Source organism: Spirochaetales bacterium (genome assembly GCA_016930085.1).
GTDB lineage: Bacteria > Spirochaetota > Spirochaetia > SZUA-6 > JAFGRV01 > JAFGHO01.
In genome coordinates this window covers 50,800-70,781 of sequence record JAFGHO010000064.1, presented here as the reverse complement: position 1 = coordinate 70,781, position 19,982 = coordinate 50,800, and the positions used below count along the sequence as shown (strand labels likewise).

General features: G+C 46.8%; 17 protein-coding genes. 11 read left to right on the top strand and 6 right to left on the bottom strand.

All coding sequences use genetic code 11. The annotated features are described in order from the left end of the window. Window positions 1-13: 13 nt before the first annotated feature. The 3 genes from JW881_11265 (at window position 14) to JW881_11255 (ending at window position 5,149) form a co-directional block, all read left to right on the top strand. A complete protein-coding gene (locus tag JW881_11265; protein MBN1698083.1) occupies window positions 14-1,579 on the top strand; it encodes a DUF3369 domain-containing protein in 1,566 nt (521 codons plus the stop codon). 531 nt (window positions 1,580-2,110) lie between these two features. Next, window positions 2,111-3,418 carry a DUF3369 domain-containing protein gene (locus JW881_11260; protein ID MBN1698082.1) on the top strand — a complete coding sequence of 436 codons (1,308 nt, stop codon included), beginning with the start codon at window positions 2,111-2,113 and terminating at the stop codon, window positions 3,416-3,418. 93 nt (window positions 3,419-3,511) lie between these two features. Continuing rightward, the gene (locus JW881_11255) at window positions 3,512-5,149 is read left to right on the top strand and encodes a peptide ABC transporter substrate-binding protein (GenBank protein ID MBN1698081.1); all 1,638 of its coding nucleotides are present in this window, start codon (window positions 3,512-3,514) and stop codon (window positions 5,147-5,149) included. A gap of 36 nt (window positions 5,150-5,185) precedes the next feature. On the opposite strand, the gene JW881_11250 is transcribed toward JW881_11255, so the two are convergent. Further along, window positions 5,186-5,788 (bottom strand): TVP38/TMEM64 family protein, encoded by a 603-nt coding sequence (locus JW881_11250; protein ID MBN1698080.1) that lies wholly within the window; start codon window positions 5,786-5,788, stop codon window positions 5,186-5,188. Between the two features lie 182 nt (window positions 5,789-5,970). Here JW881_11250 and JW881_11245 point away from each other — a divergent pair, with 182 nt between their 5' ends. The 6 genes from JW881_11245 to asd all read left to right on the top strand — a co-directional run bounded on the left by JW881_11245 (window position 5,971) and on the right by asd (window position 11,560). After that, a complete protein-coding gene (locus tag JW881_11245; protein MBN1698079.1) occupies window positions 5,971-6,507 on the top strand; it encodes a CarD family transcriptional regulator in 537 nt (178 codons plus the stop codon). A 23-nt stretch (window positions 6,508-6,530) separates the two neighbouring features. Beyond that, window positions 6,531-7,169 (top strand): 2-C-methyl-D-erythritol 4-phosphate cytidylyltransferase, encoded by a 639-nt coding sequence (locus JW881_11240; protein MBN1698078.1) that lies wholly within the window; start codon window positions 6,531-6,533, stop codon window positions 7,167-7,169. 5 nt (window positions 7,170-7,174) lie between these two features. After that, window positions 7,175-7,642 carry a 2-C-methyl-D-erythritol 2,4-cyclodiphosphate synthase gene (locus tag JW881_11235; protein ID MBN1698077.1) on the top strand — a complete coding sequence of 156 codons (468 nt, stop codon included), beginning with the start codon at window positions 7,175-7,177 and terminating at the stop codon, window positions 7,640-7,642. A 78-nt stretch (window positions 7,643-7,720) separates the two neighbouring features. Beyond that, window positions 7,721-9,583, top strand: coding sequence for a molecular chaperone HtpG (gene htpG / locus JW881_11230; protein ID MBN1698076.1), 1,863 nt, complete (start codon window positions 7,721-7,723; stop codon window positions 9,581-9,583). A 51-nt stretch (window positions 9,584-9,634) separates the two neighbouring features. Continuing rightward, window positions 9,635-10,294: an endonuclease III gene (locus JW881_11225; GenBank protein ID MBN1698075.1), complete on the top strand. Its 660-nt coding sequence runs from the start codon at window positions 9,635-9,637 to the stop codon at window positions 10,292-10,294. Window positions 10,295-10,441: 147 nt separating this feature from the next. Next, window positions 10,442-11,560: an aspartate-semialdehyde dehydrogenase gene (gene asd / locus JW881_11220; protein MBN1698074.1), complete on the top strand. Its 1,119-nt coding sequence runs from the start codon at window positions 10,442-10,444 to the stop codon at window positions 11,558-11,560. A gap of 60 nt (window positions 11,561-11,620) precedes the next feature. Here asd and JW881_11215 read toward each other — a convergent pair whose 3' ends face one another. The 4 genes from JW881_11215 to JW881_11200 form a co-directional block, all read right to left on the bottom strand. Then, window positions 11,621-12,613, bottom strand: coding sequence for an ATP-binding cassette domain-containing protein (locus tag JW881_11215; GenBank protein ID MBN1698073.1), 993 nt, complete (start codon window positions 12,611-12,613; stop codon window positions 11,621-11,623). A 3-nt stretch (window positions 12,614-12,616) separates the two neighbouring features. Further along, window positions 12,617-13,411, bottom strand: coding sequence for an ABC-2 family transporter protein (locus JW881_11210; protein ID MBN1698072.1), 795 nt, complete (start codon window positions 13,409-13,411; stop codon window positions 12,617-12,619). 3 nt (window positions 13,412-13,414) lie between these two features. Then, the gene (locus tag JW881_11205) at window positions 13,415-14,218 is read right to left on the bottom strand and encodes an ABC-2 family transporter protein (protein MBN1698071.1); all 804 of its coding nucleotides are present in this window, start codon (window positions 14,216-14,218) and stop codon (window positions 13,415-13,417) included. Between the two features lie 149 nt (window positions 14,219-14,367). Next, window positions 14,368-16,749, bottom strand: coding sequence for a DUF4982 domain-containing protein (locus JW881_11200; GenBank protein MBN1698070.1), 2,382 nt, complete (start codon window positions 16,747-16,749; stop codon window positions 14,368-14,370). A 279-nt stretch (window positions 16,750-17,028) separates the two neighbouring features. Between JW881_11200 and JW881_11195 the strand changes: the two genes are divergently transcribed. Continuing rightward, on the top strand, window positions 17,029-17,958 hold the full coding sequence (locus tag JW881_11195) for a hypothetical protein (GenBank protein ID MBN1698069.1): 930 nt from the start codon (window positions 17,029-17,031) through the stop codon (window positions 17,956-17,958). Between the two features lie 13 nt (window positions 17,959-17,971). Here JW881_11195 and msrA read toward each other — a convergent pair whose 3' ends face one another. After that, window positions 17,972-18,505 (bottom strand): peptide-methionine (S)-S-oxide reductase MsrA, encoded by a 534-nt coding sequence (msrA, locus tag JW881_11190; GenBank protein MBN1698068.1) that lies wholly within the window; start codon window positions 18,503-18,505, stop codon window positions 17,972-17,974. A 483-nt stretch (window positions 18,506-18,988) separates the two neighbouring features. On the opposite strand from msrA, the gene JW881_11185 reads away from it, so the two are divergent. Beyond that, window positions 18,989-19,975 carry a ketoacyl-ACP synthase III gene (locus JW881_11185; GenBank protein MBN1698067.1) on the top strand — a complete coding sequence of 329 codons (987 nt, stop codon included), beginning with the start codon at window positions 18,989-18,991 and terminating at the stop codon, window positions 19,973-19,975. Window positions 19,976-19,982: the final 7 nt, after the last annotated feature.

The following is a 19,982-nucleotide window of genomic DNA, read 5'->3' as shown; positions in this document are numbered from 1 at the left end:
TGAGGAGTCATTCATGGAAGAAAAAAAGAAAAATAAAACCCCTAAACTCGATAATTTCGTCTTTGCCGAAGAAAAAAAGGAAAACGTCAAACGTTTAGGCAAATCACCCTGGAAAATAATGATTGTCGATGACGAGGAAGAAGTTCATAATGTGACAAAAATGGTATTAAAAGACGTCACCTATAAGGGGAAGGGACTGAAGTTCATTCATGCCTATACCGCTTCCGAAGCAATCAAACTCATCGATAAAAATCCGGATACGGCGATAATCCTGCTCGATGTTGTCATGGAAGAGGATGATGCGGGATTGGGTGTCATTAAATATATACGGGATACACTGTATAATAAACTTGTCCGCATCGTGATCCGCACGGGTCAGCCCGGGGAGGCACCTGAAAAACAGGTCATTGTCGAATATGATATAAACGACTACCGTGAAAAAACCGAGCTTACTTCGCAGAAACTCTTCTCCACAATCATTGCATCCCTGCGGGCTTACGAAAGTCTGCTCACGATCGATATCAATCGGAAGGGACTCGAGAAAATTATCGAAGCTTCAGCACGCCTGCTGGACCTGCAATCAGCGGATAAATTCGCATACGAGGTGCTGGAGGAGTTAAAACGGATTCTCGCTCATGATAAAGAGAGCGATCTGGAAAATATATGCGGCTTTGTCATCGAACATACCGATGACAGCTACATTATCAAATGCGGTATCGGCAAATACAAGGAACAAGCAAACAAAAACGCGAAAAGTATCATGAGTGAAGAAACATTATCACTTATCGACAATATCATAATATCGGGAACCAGTTATTACTTTGAAAACAACCGCTATATCGGTTATTTTAAAAGCAGGGCCGGATCCGAAAATATTATCTATCTCGAAGGGCAAAAGCATTTTAAGCAGTCTGACAGATATCTTATCGAAATTCTCGGTACAACCATCTCAAGTATCTATGACAATATATGTTTGACCAGAGAAATAGAAGATACACAGAAAGAAATCCTCTTCACTCTCGGTGAAGTGGTTGAAAGCAGGTCCCTTGAGACAATCAACCACGTCCGGCGGGTTGCAGAGTATTCGAAACTGCTCGCACTACGATACGGATTAAGCAAAGAAGCAGCGGAACTTATCAAGGAGGCGTCACCCATGCACGATGTCGGCAAAGTTGGAATACTCGATTCGATACTGCACAAACCGTCCAAACTGAGCGACCAGGAGTTTTTATCTGTAAAAAAACATACGACAATCGGATATGATATATTCAAGCGATCGGAGAGAAAACTCCTTAAAACGGCGGCAATAATCGCCCTTCAACATCATGAACGCTTTGACGGCACCGGATATCCTCATGGACTTTCAGGAGAAAAAATTCACATTTTCGGAAGAATCACCTGCCTCGCCGATATCTTTGACGCCCTTGGAAGCGACAGCGTCTACAAAAAAGCATGGCCGCTTGAGAAAATTCTGGACTATATAAAGGAACAAAGGGGGAAAATATTCGATCCGAAGCTTGTGGATATCTTCTTTGAAAACCTTGAAGAAATATTACAGATAAAAAAAACACTCCAATAGCATTTTTCAAGCCCATCAACACGCCGGTGTATATTCCGGACTCTTTTCCCCCTCCTACAACCCGATTATCAAAAAAAAAGTATTTACCTCTCTCCACTTTTCTCTTATATTAATAAGGGGGGATAATATATGTTTTATAGTATTCTCCGTCAGAAAATAAAAGGTATTGAAAGCGAACTTTTCAGAAAAAATCAATAGAGATATGAATATTCGAGGATGACGGTATAGAGAAGAGCAAGGATAGTAACAGAAATGAATGATATTTCGGGAACAGAACCTGTTGAAATGAGTGATATACTCCATTTTGCAGATGAAGATACGTCCGATATAAAAAAAACGAACATTCCGCCAAAATGGAAAATCATGATCGTCGATGATGAAGAGGAAGTTCATGATGTCACTAAAATGGTTCTTGGCGATGTCGAATACAAAGGCACGGGTCTTACTTTTCTGCATGCCTACTCGGTCTCCGATACAATCAGACTCATGAATGAACATCCGGATACGGCCCTCATCCTCCTCGACGTGGTGATGGAACGGGATGATTCGGGACTCAAGATTATCAAATATATCAGGGAAGAATTAAAAAACAATTTTGTGCGGATTGTCATCCGAACCGGACAGCCGGGCGAAGCGCCGGAAAAAAAGGTGATCGTTGATTATGATATCAATGATTATAAAGAAAAAACGGAACTGACGTCGCAGAAGCTATTCTCCACCGTGATCGCGTCGCTCAGATCCTTTGAAAATCTTGTCACTATCGATAATAATCGCCGGGGACTCGAGAAAATTATCGAGGCTTCCACAAAATTGTATGAACCGCAATCCCTTCATGATTTTTCAAAAGACACCCTTATCAACCTGCAATCGTTATTCAAACTCAACGACGGTATATTCGACGATAACATATCGGGTTTTATTGCAGAAAGGGACGGCATCGGATATAACGTTGTCGCCGTTATCGGCGGGTACGACAATTCGGAATATAGTAAACCACGGGACATTATAACCGATGAGATTACCGAATTCATCAGAAGGGCAAGCCAAAGCAAAAAGCGGTTCTATTTTGACGAATTCAGGTATATCGATATTTTACAAAGCAGCACCGGCAAAGAAATCGTCATCTATTTCACCTCGAAAATCCCGTTTAATCAATCCGACAGATACCTGACGGAAATATTGAGCTCCAATATCTCGGGTATTTATGAAAACATCTGTCTGACAAAGGAAATCGAAGAAACACAAAAGGAAATACTGACGACACTCGGAGAGGTCGTTGAAACACGATCAAAGGAGACCGGTTTTCATGTCACCCGTGTCGCAGAATATTCCAGGCATCTGGCCCTCCAATACGGGCTGAGCGAAGGGGAAGCAGAACTCATCAAACAGGCATCCCCCATGCATGACATAGGAAAGGTCGGGATTCATGACAACATCCTGAATAAACCGGGAAAACTCTCCCCGGAAGAGTTCGAAATAATAAAGACCCATACGACAATCGGATACGAGATTCTGAAACAGTCCAAACGAAAACTACTCAAGGCAGCCGCCATTATCGCACTTCAACACCATGAACGGTATGACGGAAAAGGATATCCGGCAGGATTACAGGGTGAGGAAATACATATTTACGGAAGGATAACATGCCTTGCCGATGTTTTTGATGCACTTGGAAACGACAGGGTGTATAAAAAGGCGTGGGCGTTGAAAGATATTCTCGATTATATAAAAAAAGAGAGAGGGAAACATTTCGATCCGGCCCTGGTCGATATATTCCTTGATACGCTCGATGATATTCTGACAATCCATGACTCCCACAAAGACGCAAGGACAAAATGAGTCGAAAAATACCCGTAAATCGGGTGATTTTTTTGGTTTTTCGTATTATATTCATGTGTAATATTCATGATTCATTTTAAGCAAGGACAAGCAATGTATAAAAACCTATTTTTAATTCTGATCTGCCTTATTATCACTTTCTTTATGGCGTGCAAAGCCGTGCAGGTAAAAGACATACATACAGAAAATGAAGAACAAGGGGAAAACAAGACCGGGGAACTTGTCATGGCAATGTCCCCGGCTAAAATCGATTTCGATCCTCTTCATGCATACACCTCATCCGAAGCGCAATTCTATTCGGCCGTGTATGAAGGATTGGTCGCATACCATCCGGTAACACTGGCACCGATTCCCGCACTTGCCATCAACTGGGAAATATCGGAGGACGGCCTCATCTATACATTTTATCTTCGGGAATACGCCGTGTTCAGTAACGGGGACACGGTTACCGCAGAAGACGTCCGGAACTCATGGATAAGATTTATGGAACCCGGAACAACAGCGGAATATTCCGTTTTTTTTGACATTATCAAGGGGGCAAAAGATTACAGGGCGTCCGAGACCGGAGATGCCGCCGATATCGGTATCCGTGCACTTTCAGATACAAAGCTGGAGGTTGAACTCGAAAAGCCCGCCAGTCATTTTTTAAAGCTTCTCTGCCATATGAGTTTCATCCCGCTGCACAAAACGTATGCCGGTCGGGAAGGATGGGGAAAGGACAAGAGTATCATATCGAACGGTCCTTATTTTCTCTTCGATCGTGACGACAATGAGATGATACTCAGGAAAAACAACCTTCACTGGTTCTCCGAACACGTCGAGATAGATACCGTCAGGGTCCTTTTTATGGACGATAAAACAGAAATATCCGACATGTTCAATAATTACCGGATACACTGGGCACTCAACTGGGAATCCGAACTCCTCGATGACACATCGCTTTTAGTCCTGAATCCGATGTTTGCCACAAGTTACCTGTTCTTTGTCAGCCGGCAGCCGCCCTGGAACGATCCGAGGGTGAGACGGGGACTCGCACGCCTGCTTCCCTGGAATGAATTGAGGAGTGAGGATGTCTATTTTACGACAGACACCCTTGTACCGAAAATAACCGATTATCCGGAGGTAAAGGGTCTAAAAGAAAAAAACAGCGATGAAGGACTTTCCCTTCTTGAAGAAGCGGGCTTCCCCGGCGGCGCCGGTCTTCCTCCCCTTACCATAAAAATACCCGATGACGAAGGATCGATCGAAATCGCCGGAATACTGGCGGAGACATGGAAAGAGGAATGCGGCCTGGAGGTCAAGATAAAGGTCGTACCACGTTCAATCTATTTTGACGAACTCTACAAGGAAGATTATACGATCGGGACAACGACGTGGATCGGTGATTTTGCCGATCCTATCGCATTCCTCCAGATGTGGACAAGCGGCAGTAATCTTAATGAAGCGCGGTATACGAATCCGGCATACGATGCACTCATCGAAGATTCATACAAAGAAAAGGGGACATCTCGCTATGAGATCCTTGCAAAAGCGGAAGAACTTCTCCTTTATGAAGCCGTCGTCCTTCCTTTACGAAACTACCCTGCCTTGAATCTCGTCAACTCCAATCTTATCGAGGGGTGGTATCCAAATCCGCTCGACATTCACCCGTTTCATTTTATCAATTTCAAGGAAGATAAAATATATCCGGGAATTGTCCTTGGGAATGGCACTGCGACGGATAACGGATAAAGCTTGTCGATGAGAAAATGGGGGGCATGAACCCGGTCATTCTTTGGCGGCACCTTCTTCTTTGTGAAAATGAAGCATGACCGTTCTGTAGATTTTCTCCCTTAAAAAATAACCGGTAAAAAAAAGGACCACGGCGATTACGGAAACAGAAATAACCAGCGGCCAGTTTTTCTGCGAAGCGGCATCACCGATAAGGGTACTCCCGACAATTCCCGGAAGCCTTCCCGAACCGGATATGACGAGAAACGATAAAAAACCGATCGGGGAAAGGCCGGCAATATAGGTAAAAAAATCCTTGGGCAGCCCGGGAATCAGGAATAATATAAAAAGGATTATCTGGGCCCGTTTTGATGTTGCAAGAGACTGTATCCGCTCGAATTTTTCCTCCTTGAACAGTGCCTTTACAAACGGTATTCCGAGGAATTTCGACAAATAAAAATTGATCGCAGAACCGATCATAATCCCGATGATCGAATACAATGTTCCAAAAGCGGTCCCGAAAAGGTAGCCGCCCGCTACCTGCGGGAATTCTCCAGGGATGATGAAAACAACAACCTGCAGGATCTGCACGCAGATAAAAATAATCGGAGCCGCGATACCCCGACTCTTGATCCAGTTTTTTAATGATTCGGTATTCATAAATAAGGATTTCAATGCATCAAAATTGAGGAAAATTATGAGAAACATGAGGAGAAACAGAGAAGGGAATCCGAGCAGACTGAGTATTTTTTTTATCGAAAATTTTTTTTTTGTCACAAAATGTGAGTATATATGAAAGGGAACCCTTTGACTACTCCCCAATTATATGATATATTGGGGTTATGAGTCCCGGTTCAAAAAATCGCTCCAATTTAAAATACAAAATGCATCAGGAAATAGTCTACCCCCTTCACGGAGTGGGAAAGATAGTATCAATCGAAGAGAAATCCTTTAAGGAAGAGAAAATTCTGTACTATGTAATTTACATCGATGTTTCGGATATGACCGTCATGGTACCTGTGGACAGGGCAGACGAACTCGGTATCCGGTCGATTGTCGGACCACATGAATCGCAAAAAGCCCTCAATATTATTTCGGAAAAATACGAACCTGTACCAAGCGACTGGAAAATACGCTACCAGATGAATCTCGATCATCTAAAAAGCGGTACTGTCGAGGATATAGCAATTGTCGTACGAACCCTGTACCACAGAAGTAAAATCAAGGAACTGCCGATTCTCGAAAGAAAACTCTTTGATAACGCTCTCCGGCTCCTGATCGACGAAATTTCCTTTTCCTTAAAAAAAGAAAAAGCAGAGGTTGAAGAGACAATTTTCAATAAAATGGAGGCTGTCGCATCAAAGCTGGAGCCGTCATAACTGCGGCGGGTTCAAGCAGCAGGATGAAGGGGGGGATAAAAAAAGAATACAGAACCCTTTCCGGCAAACCTGTTCTTGCCCGCGCCATCTTGCCATTTATTACGAGCAGGTTATTCAATACAATCGTCGTTACTGTTCCCGTTGAAGATATCGATAAAACCACGCGTCTCCTGCAAGATTTTCTGGATGTTTCTTCCGTGGCGATTGTCGGGGGTGGTGAAACAAGACAGGAATCTGTTTTTAGCGGACTCAAACACCTGAAAGCCGCACGTCCCCACTATGTCTTGATCCATGACGGGGCCCGTCCGTGGATAAATGAATCCCTCATCCGGGAGGTCTTCGACGGGACTATCGCTTACGGGGCATGTATCCCTGTTGTTGAAATACCGGATGCCCCCAAGGAGGTGGATGATAAGGGATTCATTCAAAAGAATTTAAACAGGGATGCGATTCGGGGAGCCCAGACACCCCAGGGTTTTCTCTTTAATAGACTATTCAAAGCCCACCACTACGCACGGGAGCATGACCATTCGGCACTTGACGATGCCCAGATTTACATGCTTCTTTTCAGCCCCGTCGCCACGATCATGGGGAATCACGAAAATAAAAAAATAACCTACCGGAATGATCTTGAATATCAGGACTACCGGAAAAAGGAATAAAAACGATGAGAGTCGGATTCGGATATGATATTCACCGATTGAAAAAGGGACGGAATCTTGTCCTTGCCGGCGTCACCATACCGCATACCCATGGCGAATCCGGGCATTCCGATGGCGATGTGCTTATACACGCGGTCATCGACGCGATTTTTGGCGCATTATCGGAAGGAGATATCGGAACCCATTTCCCGCCGGGCGATCCCGATTATAAAGGGATTTCAAGCAGAATACTCCTTCGGAAGACAAAAAATCTGCTTGATGAAAAAAATGTGAAAATAATTAATATCGATTGTACGGTCGTTCTCGAGAAGCCAAAAATCGCAACATATACCGGACAGATGCGTGAAAATCTTGCACAGGACCTTTTCGTCGATCACAAGGCGGTTTCAATCAAGGGAAAAACAAAAGAAGGCTGCGGGGAGGTCGGACACGGGAAGGCGGTCGAGGCATTTGCCGTTGTACTGATTCAATAATCCCCCTTGATACGAAAGTCTTTTTTTTGTATTGTTATTCGGAAAAAACTGACTGAATGATTCAGAAAGGAGAGAAAAATGTCAAAACATTCATTTCAATCTGAAGTAAATCAATTACTCCATCTCATTATTCATTCTCTCTATTCCCATAAGGAAGTGTTTCTGCGGGAACTCATATCGAATGCCTCCGATGCGCTGGACAAATTGAAATATCTCACCCTGACGGACGAGGCGTTCAAGAACATCCCCTTCACGTTCCGGATCGACATCGAATTCGACGAGAAGGCCGGAACGATTACAATCGCCGACAGCGGAATCGGCATGAATAATGAGGAGCTTGTTCAAAACCTCGGCACTATTGCAAGTTCCGGTACCAGGGATTTCCTGGGTAAAATCTCGGGTGACATGAAAAAAGACTCGAGTCTTATCGGACAGTTCGGTGTCGGGTTTTATTCGTCGTTCATGGTTGCCGACAGGGTCGAAGTAAAGACGAAAAAGGCCGGCGACGATAACGCCTGGCTGTGGTCGAGTGAGGGCAAGGGCGAGTACACGATTGATTCTGCGGAACGCACGGGAACGGGAACGACCGTCACGCTTTTTTTGAACGACGAAGGGAAGGAATACGCAAACAGATGGCAGATCGAAAATGTCATCAAGAAATATTCCAATCATATCCCCTTCCCCATCTATCTCCATTATGAAGAAATAAAATACGACAAGGACGGGAAAGAGGAAAGCCGCAAGAAGAAAGAAGATCAGATCAATACCGCGTCGGCCATCTGGAAAAAACCGAAAACGGAGCTGGAAGAAAAGGACTATATCGAGTTTTACAAGACGATTTCCCACGATTACGACGATCCGCTTCACTATGTCCATACCCATGCGGAAGGGACCCTTCAATACACGACACTCTTCTATATTCCCAAAAAAGCTCCGTTCGACATGTTCCGGGCGGATTACCAGCCCGGTGTCAAACTCTATGTCAAACGGGTTTTCATTACGGACGACGACAAGGAACTGCTTCCCACGTATCTCCGTTTTATAAGGGGTGTCATCGATTCGGAGGACCTCCCCCTCAATGTGAGCAGGGAAATTCTTCAGAAAAACAGGATAATGGTAAATATCCGCGCGGCCTCTGTCAAGAAAATTCTGGGAGAAATAGGAAAGCTTTCCACGGACAAGACCAAATACAAAGAGTTCTACGGCGAATACAGAAAACCCCTGAAAGAAGGGCTGTATGAGGATTTTGAAAACAGGGATACGATTCTGGAACTCCTTCGTTATCAATCGACAAAGGAAGACGGCTATACCTCGTTTTCCGATTACAAGGCGCGGATGAAACCTGATCAGAAGTTCATTTATTATATCACGGGCGAAGGGGGTAAAAGTCTGAAGGAATCCCCCCTTCTCGAAGTATACAAGAAAAAAGACATCGAAGTGCTGATCATGGAAGACGAGGTCGACGAACTCGTCATTCCCGCGGTCGGGAAATACAAGGATGTCGAGTTCAAATCGGTAAACAGAAGCGATGCGACAAAGGAAATCGAAACGGACGAAGACAGGGAGAAGAAGAAGGAACTCGAACCGCTGGTAAAGAAAATCAAAAAGGTGCTTTCGGACGAGGTGAAGGATGTCATCATAAGCGCGCGCCTGAGTGATTCGCCTTCCTGTGTGGTCGCCGACTCGAACGATCCTTCCATGCAGCTTCAGCACATCATGAAAATGATGGGACAGGGGAAAATGTCGGATATCAAACCGATACTCGAAATCAATCCGGAACATGAAATTATCAAAAAACTGGGCGATATCAAGGACAAGGAAGTGATCGAGGATATAAGCCGGCTGTTGTATGAACAGGCGATCCTTATCGAAGGGGTTGAACTGAAAAATCCGGTCGAGTTCGCACGGCGGCTCAACAGAATCATGTTGAAGGCTCTCTGACAATCCCGTGGGAAATATAGTATAGGCCCTTGATCGTAAAACACGCGGTATATGAAAGAGAAAATCGGCTGGGCCCGCATTTTCCGTTTACTTGATGGGGCCCTCAAAGAAAAACTCCTCCCCTCAGTCTCGCTTGTCGCGGCCGAGAACCCCGACCCGTACAGAATCTTGATCTCCACGGTGATTTCACTCAGAACGAAAGATGAGGTGACAAAAAAAGCGGCGGACAGACTTTTGAGCCGCGCCCCGGACGTCGAAAAACTCGCCGCATTAGATCAAGGGGTGATTGAAAAACTCATTTATCCCGCGGGCTTTTACAAAACGAAAGCGAAAAACCTTAAAAAAATAGCTTTTATACTCATTCGCGATCATCGCTCCCGTATTCCGGCAGACCGAGACATCCTTCTCACGCTTCCCGGGGTCGGCCGTAAAACGGCGAATCTCGTCCTGAATCTCGGTTTCGGTATTCAGGCGGTTTGTGTCGACACCCATGTCCACAGAATATCGAACAGAACGGGCTGGGTGAAAACGAAGAATCCGGAAGAAACCGAAAAGGCCCTCATGGAGATACTTCCGCGCAACTATTGGATCCGTATCAACGAACTTCTCGTCATACTGGGCCAGCACATCTGTACGCCGATAAGTCCCCGTTGCTCGATATGCCCCATCACGGAAGCGTGCATAAGAAGGGGCGTTCGCCGTTCGCGATAGCGTTTCACTTTCTCTTCCGGCAAGACGGGCGGTTTTATACGAATGAGAAGAGCGATTGCGTTTTTCGGCTTTATCCGCAGGCCGCCACTTGACTTTCTCCACTCCTGCTGTTAGATTTGTCGTTACAACGATACGGAAAGGGACGATATGGTAAAGGCGGGTTTTATCGGGTGGCGGGGAATGGTAGGTTCCGTCCTCCTGAAGCGCATGCTCGAAGAAAAGGATTTTCACGGGTTCACACCCGTTTTTTTCTCCACCTCACAAGCGGGACAAAAGGGCCCGGATATCGGCATTGATACTCCACCGCTAAAGGATGCGTATGATCTGAAACTCCTGGCAGACCAGGATATAATCGTCACCTGTCAGGGAAGCGCATACACGAAAAAAATCTTCGACGGCCTTTTGAAAAGCGGGTGGAAGGGATACTGGATCGACGCGTCATCCGCGCTGAGGATGTCGGAGGACGCAATCATCGTCCTTGACCCCGTCAACCGAAAGGTGATCGATGAAGCCCTCGCTTCCGGCATCACCATATTTACGGGCGGGAATTGCACGGTAAGCCTCATGTTGATGGCGCTCGGCGGATTGTTTCAAAACGGCTGCGTCGAATGGCTGTCCTCGATGACATACCAGGCGGCATCAGGCGCCGGGGCTAAAAACATGAGGGAACTCGTCAAGCAGATGATCGCAATCGGAAAGGCCGCATCAGATACCATCGACGACCCGGCGGAAAGCATTCTCGAGCTGGACAGAAAAGTCCAGTCCGCGATAACCGGCCCTTCCTTTCCGATCGATGTTTTCAAAGCCCCGCTCGCGGGAAGCCTTATCCCCTGGATCGATTGTGCCTCGGAAAACGGCCGCACAAGGGAAGAATGGAAGGGGCATGCGGAAACGAACAAAATTCTCGGGTTAAAGCATCCGGTTCCCGTCGACGGCCTCTGTGTCAGAATCGGCGCGATGCGGTGTCACAGCCAGGGATTTACCATAAAACTCACCCATGATATTCCGCTTGCCGATATCGAACAGATGATCGCCTCGTCGAACGAGTGGGCGTATGTCGTTCCCAATACATACGAAGAAACGATTGAAAAGCTGACGCCGGCCGCCGTCTCCGGTACACTCAAGGTTCCTGTCGGCCGTATTCACAAAATGAAAATGGGACCGGACTACCTCGCCGCTTTTTCCTGCGGCGACCAGCTTCTCTGGGGGGCCGCCGAACCGATACGGAGGGTATTCAGAATTATCCTCGAATACATGGCTTCGTAAGGGACTGCGCCATAATTGTATGATTATGCATCATATCACATCATCGCCTCCGGCAGTGTTTCAACTCGCATAAATGAATTTGATCACTTCCTCGATATCGATATTGCTGATATTAATATCCCGTATCGGTAATGTCCTGAATATCCGCGCCACCTCATCTTCCAGTTTTGTCCGGGTCATATCGAGTTCGACGCGCGCGGCCAAAGGCGAGAATTCCTTTACGTCATACCCCGCCAGTTCGGAAGATGCTATTTTCCTGCGGAAATGCAGTTCGACCATTTTCCTGTCCGCAAAATAGCTTTTCAGCTTATCGATGGTATCGTCAAACACGATGGTTCCCTTGTTGATGATACTCACCCGTTCACAGAGATTTTCAATATCGTTCAAATCGTGTGTCGTCAGGATAAACGTCGTCCCCTTTTCCCGGTTCACCCCTTTTATGAAGCCCCGAATCGCTTCTTTCGAGAAAATGTCCAGACCGATGGTCGGCTCGTCCAAAAAGACGAGGGGCGGTTCGTGAAGGAGTGCACAGATGAACTCGCACTTCATCCGTTCCCCCAGGGAAATCTGTCTCACCGGTTTTCGGATCACCTCCGCCACATTGAGTAAAGCGGTAAAGTACCTGATGTTTTCATCATAGACGTTATCGGGAATATCGTACATCTTGCGGTGCAGCTGAAAGGTATCGATTGCGGGCAGATCCCAGATAAGCTGGGATTTCTGCCCGAACACGACCCCGATTCGCTTGACCAGCCGTTCCCGATCGTGCCATGGCGTATGGCCCATGATATCGGCGCTGCCGGAAGTGGGGAAAAGGATCCCGGAAAATATCTTGATCGTGGTGGATTTGCCCGCACCATTCGGCCCGATCAACCCGCGGATCTCTCCCTGCCGGATCGCCATGTCGAGCTTTTTGACCGCGACCACCTCGGAATATTTACGGACAAAGAGTGATTGTATCGCGGGCAATAATCCCGATTTATCCCGAAGGTGTACCTTGAATACCTTTGTCAGCCCCTCTGCGCTGACAATGTTCTCTTTTCTCTTGATCATCGCTTATCCTCCGGCACTCGTATATCGTTTCAGGCAGGCCCTCCAGAGAAGCAGCGCCATACTGAAAAACACGATACTGAAACCCAATGAATAGACAATATTAATACTCCCCCTGCCAAGAAGCACCCTCGCCGGGAAATTTACCCAGATCGCCATGGGTACGGCGGTAATGAAAAAGATCCCGAGTGCCCTGGTAAAAATCTCGAGGGGAAACTCCCCGAATCGTGTGAACAGATGCAGGATATCGTAGAGTCTTCCCAGATGCACGAGAACAATGACCGCCGAAGAATAGATTATTTCGAATCCCATGTAGAGAAACAACCCGAATAACGTCAAAACAATCAATAGCCCGATCGTGAACGGAGTGATTTCCAGTTTCAGGGTAATCACCGATGAGACGATGATGATCCCTCCGGCCAGAATGGAACCCATGCTGCGAGGATTGAATCCGCTTGCCAGAATGACGCCGATGGCCGGGTATGGTTTCAAAAGCAGTCTGTCGAACTCCCCCTTCCGTACAAGATCCATCACAAAAAAGTGCAGCGATCCGAACATCGAGTTTCTGAGGCCGAGATGAAAAAGTAAAAGCCCCTGGAAAAGAATAATCTGGTTGAGGTCCCATCCGGGGAACCCCCTGGTCTGGGAAAAAATCAGGTATTGCAGTAACGGACCGATAAATGACAGGAAAAGTGAAATAAAGGAATCGAGAAAAAAGTTGAGCCGATAAGCCATCGCACGGGCGAATCTTATTTTACTGTTTTCATAAAACAGCTGAAAAAGCTTGAATATTTTTCTCATAGACTACCCGCCCGCCGCACAATATTTTTTGACAAGGAGTTTCCATGATAGTTTGCAAATAACATAGAGGACCGCTATCCATACCAGCTGTATTATCACAATAGTGATACATTGATCCCACCGGTCGGCCGGAGCCTTGTTCAGCAGAAACTGGATCGGCCAGTAGTAAATGTAGGTAAAAGGGAAGAATGCAAGCACACGATTCACGGCGGCGGGAAAAAATTCAAGGGGCAAAAACGCTCCGCCTGCAAAAGCCAGGAACAGGTTACTCAGGGTGATAAGTGAGGAGTTGTCCTTCATGGGCATGGCCAAAAGCCCAAGGAGAAAAGCGCAGAGATAATTGAGGAAAAAGGCGGGAATGACGACAATCAGGAAACGAAGAAACGAGAGTGGTGTGAGGAAAACGGGAAAGAGGATAAGGCTGCATATGATCATACTGGGGATAAAATCCATGAACAGTGCGATAAGCCTGGAAGATATATTGCTTCCCAGCTCAAGTCTGAAAACCGAGATCGGTTTGAGTAAATCACCCGACAGGTCACCGGAAAGAATCTTGTTGGACATGAACATTGTGGTAGCGTTCCAGACAAAGGCGTTGACGATCATATAAGAGAGGAAATACCAGACCATCTGTTCGAAGCTGTACCCCTTTATAACGTTTGTCTGATTGTAAGTATAGATACTCTTGAACAAAGACATATTAATAAAGAGGGCGATCGGCTGCGTGACGACGGTAATGGCGAACGTCCACCGGTATTGAATGAGCATCTTGAAATAGACTCTGATGATCTCGGCGAATACTTTCATGATTGTGTGTGACGAATTATACTATTCATCCCCGATTCTGTCAGCCTGCCCCGGCATTAATTGTTTCCCGTTAATGATTGATGTTATAAAAAGCTGCGTTCCGTTCGAATCGGGATATGAACCGCCTTTATACTGCGACTGGTGAGGTTTCATTTACTGCCGATGGTTATCCGGGCCGATTGCAGGCCGTCTGCGGAGGCGGTCACCCTTATGGTACCGGTTTGTCCGGGAAATGAAGCGACGATGCACATGCACATGCCGTGGAAGGCTTTCCGTTTCACGGCAATGAAAGGTTCCAGACTGATAGGATTTCCATTACCGACCGCCTTCACATATCCCGGACCAACTGTTTCGAAGAAGATGGGGTTCTCCGCGTTCGGGCAGAGGGTACCGTCCCTGTCCGTGATTTTTACCGTTATAAAACAGAGGTCGTATCCGTCGGCCTTTATTTTTTTCCGATCCGGCGACAACATGATTTTCGACGGTTCGCCCGCCGTTTTCATTTCACGCCGGGCGGTCGGGCGGCCGCGCGAATCGAAAGCGACGACGGAAAGCACACCGGGCCGGTACCGTATATCATCCCACATCAGGCGGTACCGGTCAAAAAGACCGGCCGGATTTTTCTTTCTCACCCCGCATGATTTTCCGTTCAAAAAAAGCTCGGCCGAATCATAATTCGTATAACAATATACCGGTGTTATCTCACCCTCTCTGCCTTCCCAGTTCCAATGTGGAAGGAGATGCAGAACATTTCCCTTTGTCCAATGGCTTTGATAGAGGAAATATCTGTCTTTCGGCAGGCCGCACAGGTCGACGATGCCGAAGTAGGAGCTGCGGCTCGGCCAGTCCCGTTCATATGGGGTGGGCTCCCCGAGGTAATCGAATCCCGTCCAGACAAACTCCCCCAAAACAAAGGGGCGATCGTCCTGCGCCCTGAACTCGTAATCGGGCGGATACCCCCACTGAGGAGCGGCAAGATCATATGAAGAAACCTGGAGGGAAGCATGCCTTTTCGGGCGTTCCTCTTCGACCGGAAAATGATATTCCCCGCGGCTGCTCAGGCATGACGCCGTTTCGCTTCCGTACTGAATCATGGCGGGATATTTTTTATGATACGCTTCATATTTAAACCAGGCGTAATTCCAACCTGGAATATCGACGGCATCGGCAAGCCCGTTCTTTATCGCGTCATCCGGTGCATTGAAGGCGGCAGTGACCGGCCTTGAAGCATCCTCGTCACGACAGATCGCGGAGAGAAACCCGGCTGTCTCGTTCCCGCCCGGTTTGCCCTGTTCGGGCACCTCATTGCCGATACTCCACATGATGACCGACGGATGATTTCTGTCTCTCCTGATCATATCGCGAAGGTCCCTTTCCGCCCATTCGCCAAACAGCTTGTTATATCCATTCTCGCACTTTGCTTCTTGCCATTCGTCAAACGCCTCGTCGACAACGAGAAACCCCTTCCTGTCGCAGGCATCGAGCAATTCCGGAGCCGGCGGATTATGGCTGCTCCGGATCGCGTTACACCCCATTGCCTTCAGTATATCGAGCCGCCGGTCGATCGCACTTCGATTGACCGCAGCCCCCAGGGGCCCAAGGTCGTGATGCAGACATACTCCTTTCAGCTTAACCACCCTGCCGTTCAGGGCAAAGCCGTCACCGTCAAATGAAAGCGTCCGGATCCCGAACCATGTTTCGTACCGGTCGACGATACGGCCGGACACAAGGATCGATGAAACGGCTTTATAGAGCATCGGAGAATCGATATCCCATAGAAACGGTTTCCTGATAACGATTTCCCGATCAACGACTGCCTGCTTTTCGATCAGTACATCGGAACATGAGGAGTAACCTTTCTTCTTTCCGGGCGGCACGATTTCCGTCCCGAGAACTGCCGCGGCCGGTTCTCCGGAAGCATTATTAATCGTCGTACTCACCATAATCCGTGCCTCGTCATTATCCGCCTTTACCGTTGTAATGTACGAGCCCCATCGTGGAACATATATGGACCGGACCGCGATGAACCGTACATGCCGGTATATTCCGGCCCCGGGATACCACCGTGACGACTTATGAATAACCGTCACCTTGACCGCAAGAAGATTCTCCTCCGTCAAGGAAACGGCATCCGTCAGTTCGAATCCAAAGGAACTGTAACCGTATGGCCGGCATCCAATTTTCCGGCCGTTCAGATAAACGGTTCCATTACTCATGACCCCGTCGAATTCGATAAAGAAGCGCATCCCGCGCATATCTTCTCCGACGGTAAACCGTCTTCTGTACCATCCTGTTCCATAACAGGGAAGTGAACCCGTCGAACCGGAATATTCGACTGTTTCCTGCCTGTCGTTTTCCGTTATCGTCATGATAATACTGTCATTGTCCTTTGAAAACGGTCCACCGATGGCCCAGTCATGGGGAACTGTCACATCTTCCCAATCGGTGTCATCAAAGTACCGGACCTCGGCACCGGGCGGATCCGCCTTTATGAACTTCCATCCTTTGTCAAAAAGGTCAGTATGTCTCATCGTTTCTTTTCCCTTCCGTAGCGTCGCTATCACGGTTGTATTCGCTATGCAAGGACAGGCGGTGCCGCATGAACATTGCGTTGTATCACGATAAAGCGAACGTACACCTGCTTTACTTTTGTTTGAATATAATGTAATAATAATCGAGGGGGAAGGGGGTTTTGGGAAAAGAAATTCCTGTTTTTCACCTGGCGGGGAATATGCTGTATTAATGCAGGCTTCACTTCCACCCAAGAGAATGTGCACCGGCGGCCGAAACGAATATTCCGGGAGTATGGAATGGTAATCGCGAGTTTAACACCCGATATCCGTCACATCAAAATCATCGCTAAACATCCGCAAATCGATCAATTTCGTTTCAATACATTTCTTCCGGTTAAAGAAAACAAGGAGAAATTCATTCGCGCTCTAAAGAAAATATGCGGCAAAAAACGTTTATGGATAGATCTCAAAACACGTCAGCTGCGGGCCGTCGACGTCGATATGAAAATAAACCCCAAAGTCAGACTGAGTCATTCAATATCCGTCGAACTGCCCGTAAAAATATATTACGGGGATTCGGAGGCGTTGGCTGTCAATATCGAACGGGACAACACCCTCGTTCTTGAAAGAATACCGAACGTTGCTATCGAACCAGGGGATTTGATCAATATCGCCGCCCCTTCACTTTCGATCAAGGGTTACCTTACCGACAACGACAGGGAATACATCGACGCGGCCCGAAAACACGACATTCATTCATATATGCTTTCGTTCGTCCAGAATGAAGACGATATACGGGAACTGATCTCGGAGGACCCGAACGCCATAATCATCGCGAAAATCGAATCAAAACAGGGTCTCGATTTTGTAAAAAAATCATTTCCGGTTACCTTTCAAAGAATACATCTCATGGCGGCACGCAACGATCTGTTCATCCAGATGGAAGGTAATAAAACGGAAATCCTTACGGCTCTTCGCATAATTATCAAAAAGGATCCTGAAGCGATTGCGGCATCGGGTATTTTTTCATCCCTCGAAATGAAGCATCATATATCCATGAACGATCTTTCGGACCTGCTTCTCCTCAAAATACTCGGGTACAGGAATTATCTTCTGGGTGAGAAACTCTGCGGCCGGAAGGAATCCTTTCAGCGGGCCATGCAGTTGTGGGAAGACTTTACCGCGCAGATAAAAAAACACGATGTTACCGTAAGTGAAAGCTTTTAGGCTCTCCTCCCGTTCAATTTCGACTATCTTCCAATCCGAGTTTCCTGAGTTTCGGATCGATCACAACCCTGCAGTACCCGTTATACGGATTCTTCTCATAATAATCCTGATGATAATCTTCCGCCGGATAGAATGCCGCTAATTTCTTAATCTCTGTAACGACGGGACTGTCGAAACGCCCGGAATCCTGTAGTGCCTTTTTTGATGCATATGCGGCTTCCTTTTGACGTTCGTCATGATAAAGTATAATCGATCTGTACTGTGTCCCGGTATCGGCGCCCTGACGATTGAGTGTCGTCGGATCATGAGATTTGAAGAACAGTTCGAGAAGTTTTTCATAGGTAATCGCCTCCGGATCATACTCAATCCGGACAACCTCCGCGTGACCCGTACTTCCCGTGCATACCTCCCGGTACGTTGGATTTATGGTTTGGCCGCCGGCATACCCCGACGTAACCGAAACGACACCTTCGATACGCTCGAACACCGCCTCAAGACACCAGAAACAACCGCCCCCGAATGTCGCAAAAGAAGTCTTTCCCTTCATCGTCACTCCTTCCTTTCTTGTTTCAGGGCCCTTTTCGTCTTTACCGAAAAGAACACTAAAACCGGGGTTATAAGCACATCCTGCATCCAGCCCAAAAACCATGATTAATACCGGAATAAACGCCTTAATCGTCTTCGCCACCGTCATTTCCATTATTTCAAATTTACACAATTATTACTACATTGGTCAAGTTAATGTTGTTTCAATTAAATTAATATAATAAAATAGATATTTTAATGACGATGATATGTCTCCTGTTTATACCGCCGTGCCGGTCATACTATTTATATCTCTCCCGAAACACGGAAAGAAACATATTTTATGCAATGGAATTATTCAATATTTTCTATATATACTTGCATTTTATGCGTAACCCTGTTACTTTATACTCCTTGACACTATCAGTGAGATGAAATACGTTAACAATAATGAAAACCATTTTCGATAATATGTGGACAATTATAGAGGAAGGGGATGAGAAGAATGAAGGCTTATATTAAAGCAGTACGCTTTAATGTTCCTGAAAAAAGATTATCAAATAAAGACATGACCAAACTGGTTGATACATCAGATGAATGGATTTTCACGCATACGGGAATTAAATTCCGGCATATTGCGGATGAAGATACATCGGCTTCGGATCTTGTTTTCAAACCGTGCCGGGAGGTACTGGAGCAGGCAAAAATCTCCCCGGAGGAAATCGACCTTATCATTGTGGCGACAACCACCCCGGATTTTCCGGGATATCCGTCAACGGCATGCATTCTGCAGGACAGACTGGGCGCAGTCAACGCCGGCGCTTTCGATATCACTGCGGCCTGTACCGGATTCATCTACGCACTCGAGATTGCAAGCAATTTTATAAAATCAGGTGCGGCAAGGAATATACTGGTCGCCTGTTCGGAAATTATGTCAAAAACCATGGACTGGTCGGACAGAAACACCTGTGTATTGCTTGGTGACGGTTCGGCAGCGGCTTTAGTCGCCGTCAATGATATTGCTACCGATAGTGAAATTATGTTTTCGACACTCAGGGCAGAAGGAAACGGAGCACCATATCTGATACGGGAACTCGGCGGTTCCCGATTTCCGTTCCATCCGGATAAAAAAACAGACAAACACTCGTATTTACAGATGGACGGCCAGAAGGTCTATCATTTTGCGGTGAGAGTACTCTGCGATACGGTAAAGACAATCATCGAGAAAACAAACATCAGCCTTGATGATATTGCATATATTGTCCCCCATCAGGCAAACGTGCGAATATTACAGGCCGCCTCAAAACGCCTGAAAATCCCCCTGGAAAGATTTTATATCAATATCGAAGAATACGCAAACACTTCCGGGGCGACGATTCCGATCGCATTAGCGGAAATGGATATAAAAGGTCTTCTCAAACGCGGGGATTATATCATGACAATCGGCTTCGGCGGCGGGCTTACCTACGGCGGGAACCTTCTGCGCTGGTAGCCCGGAA

What these genes read in the sequence shown, in the direction of transcription:
- JW881_11265 (MBN1698083.1), top strand. Translation starts at nt 14, where the DNA reads ATGGAAGAAAAAAAGAAAAATAAAACCCCTAAACTCGATAATTTCGTC.
- JW881_11260 (MBN1698082.1), top strand. Translation starts at nt 2,111, where the DNA reads ATGGAACGGGATGATTCGGGACTCAAGATTATCAAATATATCAGGGAA.
- JW881_11255 (MBN1698081.1), top strand. Translation starts at nt 3,512, where the DNA reads ATGTATAAAAACCTATTTTTAATTCTGATCTGCCTTATTATCACTTTC.
- JW881_11250 (MBN1698080.1), bottom strand. Translation starts at nt 5,788, where the DNA reads ATGAATACCGAATCATTAAAAAACTGGATCAAGAGTCGGGGTATCGCG.
- JW881_11245 (MBN1698079.1), top strand. Translation starts at nt 5,971, where the DNA reads ATGAGTCCCGGTTCAAAAAATCGCTCCAATTTAAAATACAAAATGCAT.
- JW881_11240 (MBN1698078.1), top strand. Translation starts at nt 6,531, where the DNA reads ATGAAGGGGGGGATAAAAAAAGAATACAGAACCCTTTCCGGCAAACCT.
- JW881_11235 (MBN1698077.1), top strand. Translation starts at nt 7,175, where the DNA reads ATGAGAGTCGGATTCGGATATGATATTCACCGATTGAAAAAGGGACGG.
- htpG (MBN1698076.1), top strand. Translation starts at nt 7,721, where the DNA reads ATGTCAAAACATTCATTTCAATCTGAAGTAAATCAATTACTCCATCTC.
- JW881_11225 (MBN1698075.1), top strand. Translation starts at nt 9,635, where the DNA reads ATGAAAGAGAAAATCGGCTGGGCCCGCATTTTCCGTTTACTTGATGGG.
- asd (MBN1698074.1), top strand. Translation starts at nt 10,442, where the DNA reads ATGGTAAAGGCGGGTTTTATCGGGTGGCGGGGAATGGTAGGTTCCGTC.
- JW881_11215 (MBN1698073.1), bottom strand. Translation starts at nt 12,613, where the DNA reads ATGATCAAGAGAAAAGAGAACATTGTCAGCGCAGAGGGGCTGACAAAG.
- JW881_11210 (MBN1698072.1), bottom strand. Translation starts at nt 13,411, where the DNA reads ATGAGAAAAATATTCAAGCTTTTTCAGCTGTTTTATGAAAACAGTAAA.
- JW881_11205 (MBN1698071.1), bottom strand. Translation starts at nt 14,218, where the DNA reads ATGAAAGTATTCGCCGAGATCATCAGAGTCTATTTCAAGATGCTCATT.
- JW881_11200 (MBN1698070.1), bottom strand. Translation starts at nt 16,749, where the DNA reads ATGAGACATACTGACCTTTTTGACAAAGGATGGAAGTTCATAAAGGCG.
- JW881_11195 (MBN1698069.1), top strand. Translation starts at nt 17,029, where the DNA reads ATGGTAATCGCGAGTTTAACACCCGATATCCGTCACATCAAAATCATC.
- msrA (MBN1698068.1), bottom strand. Translation starts at nt 18,505, where the DNA reads ATGAAGGGAAAGACTTCTTTTGCGACATTCGGGGGCGGTTGTTTCTGG.
- JW881_11185 (MBN1698067.1), top strand. Translation starts at nt 18,989, where the DNA reads ATGAAGGCTTATATTAAAGCAGTACGCTTTAATGTTCCTGAAAAAAGA.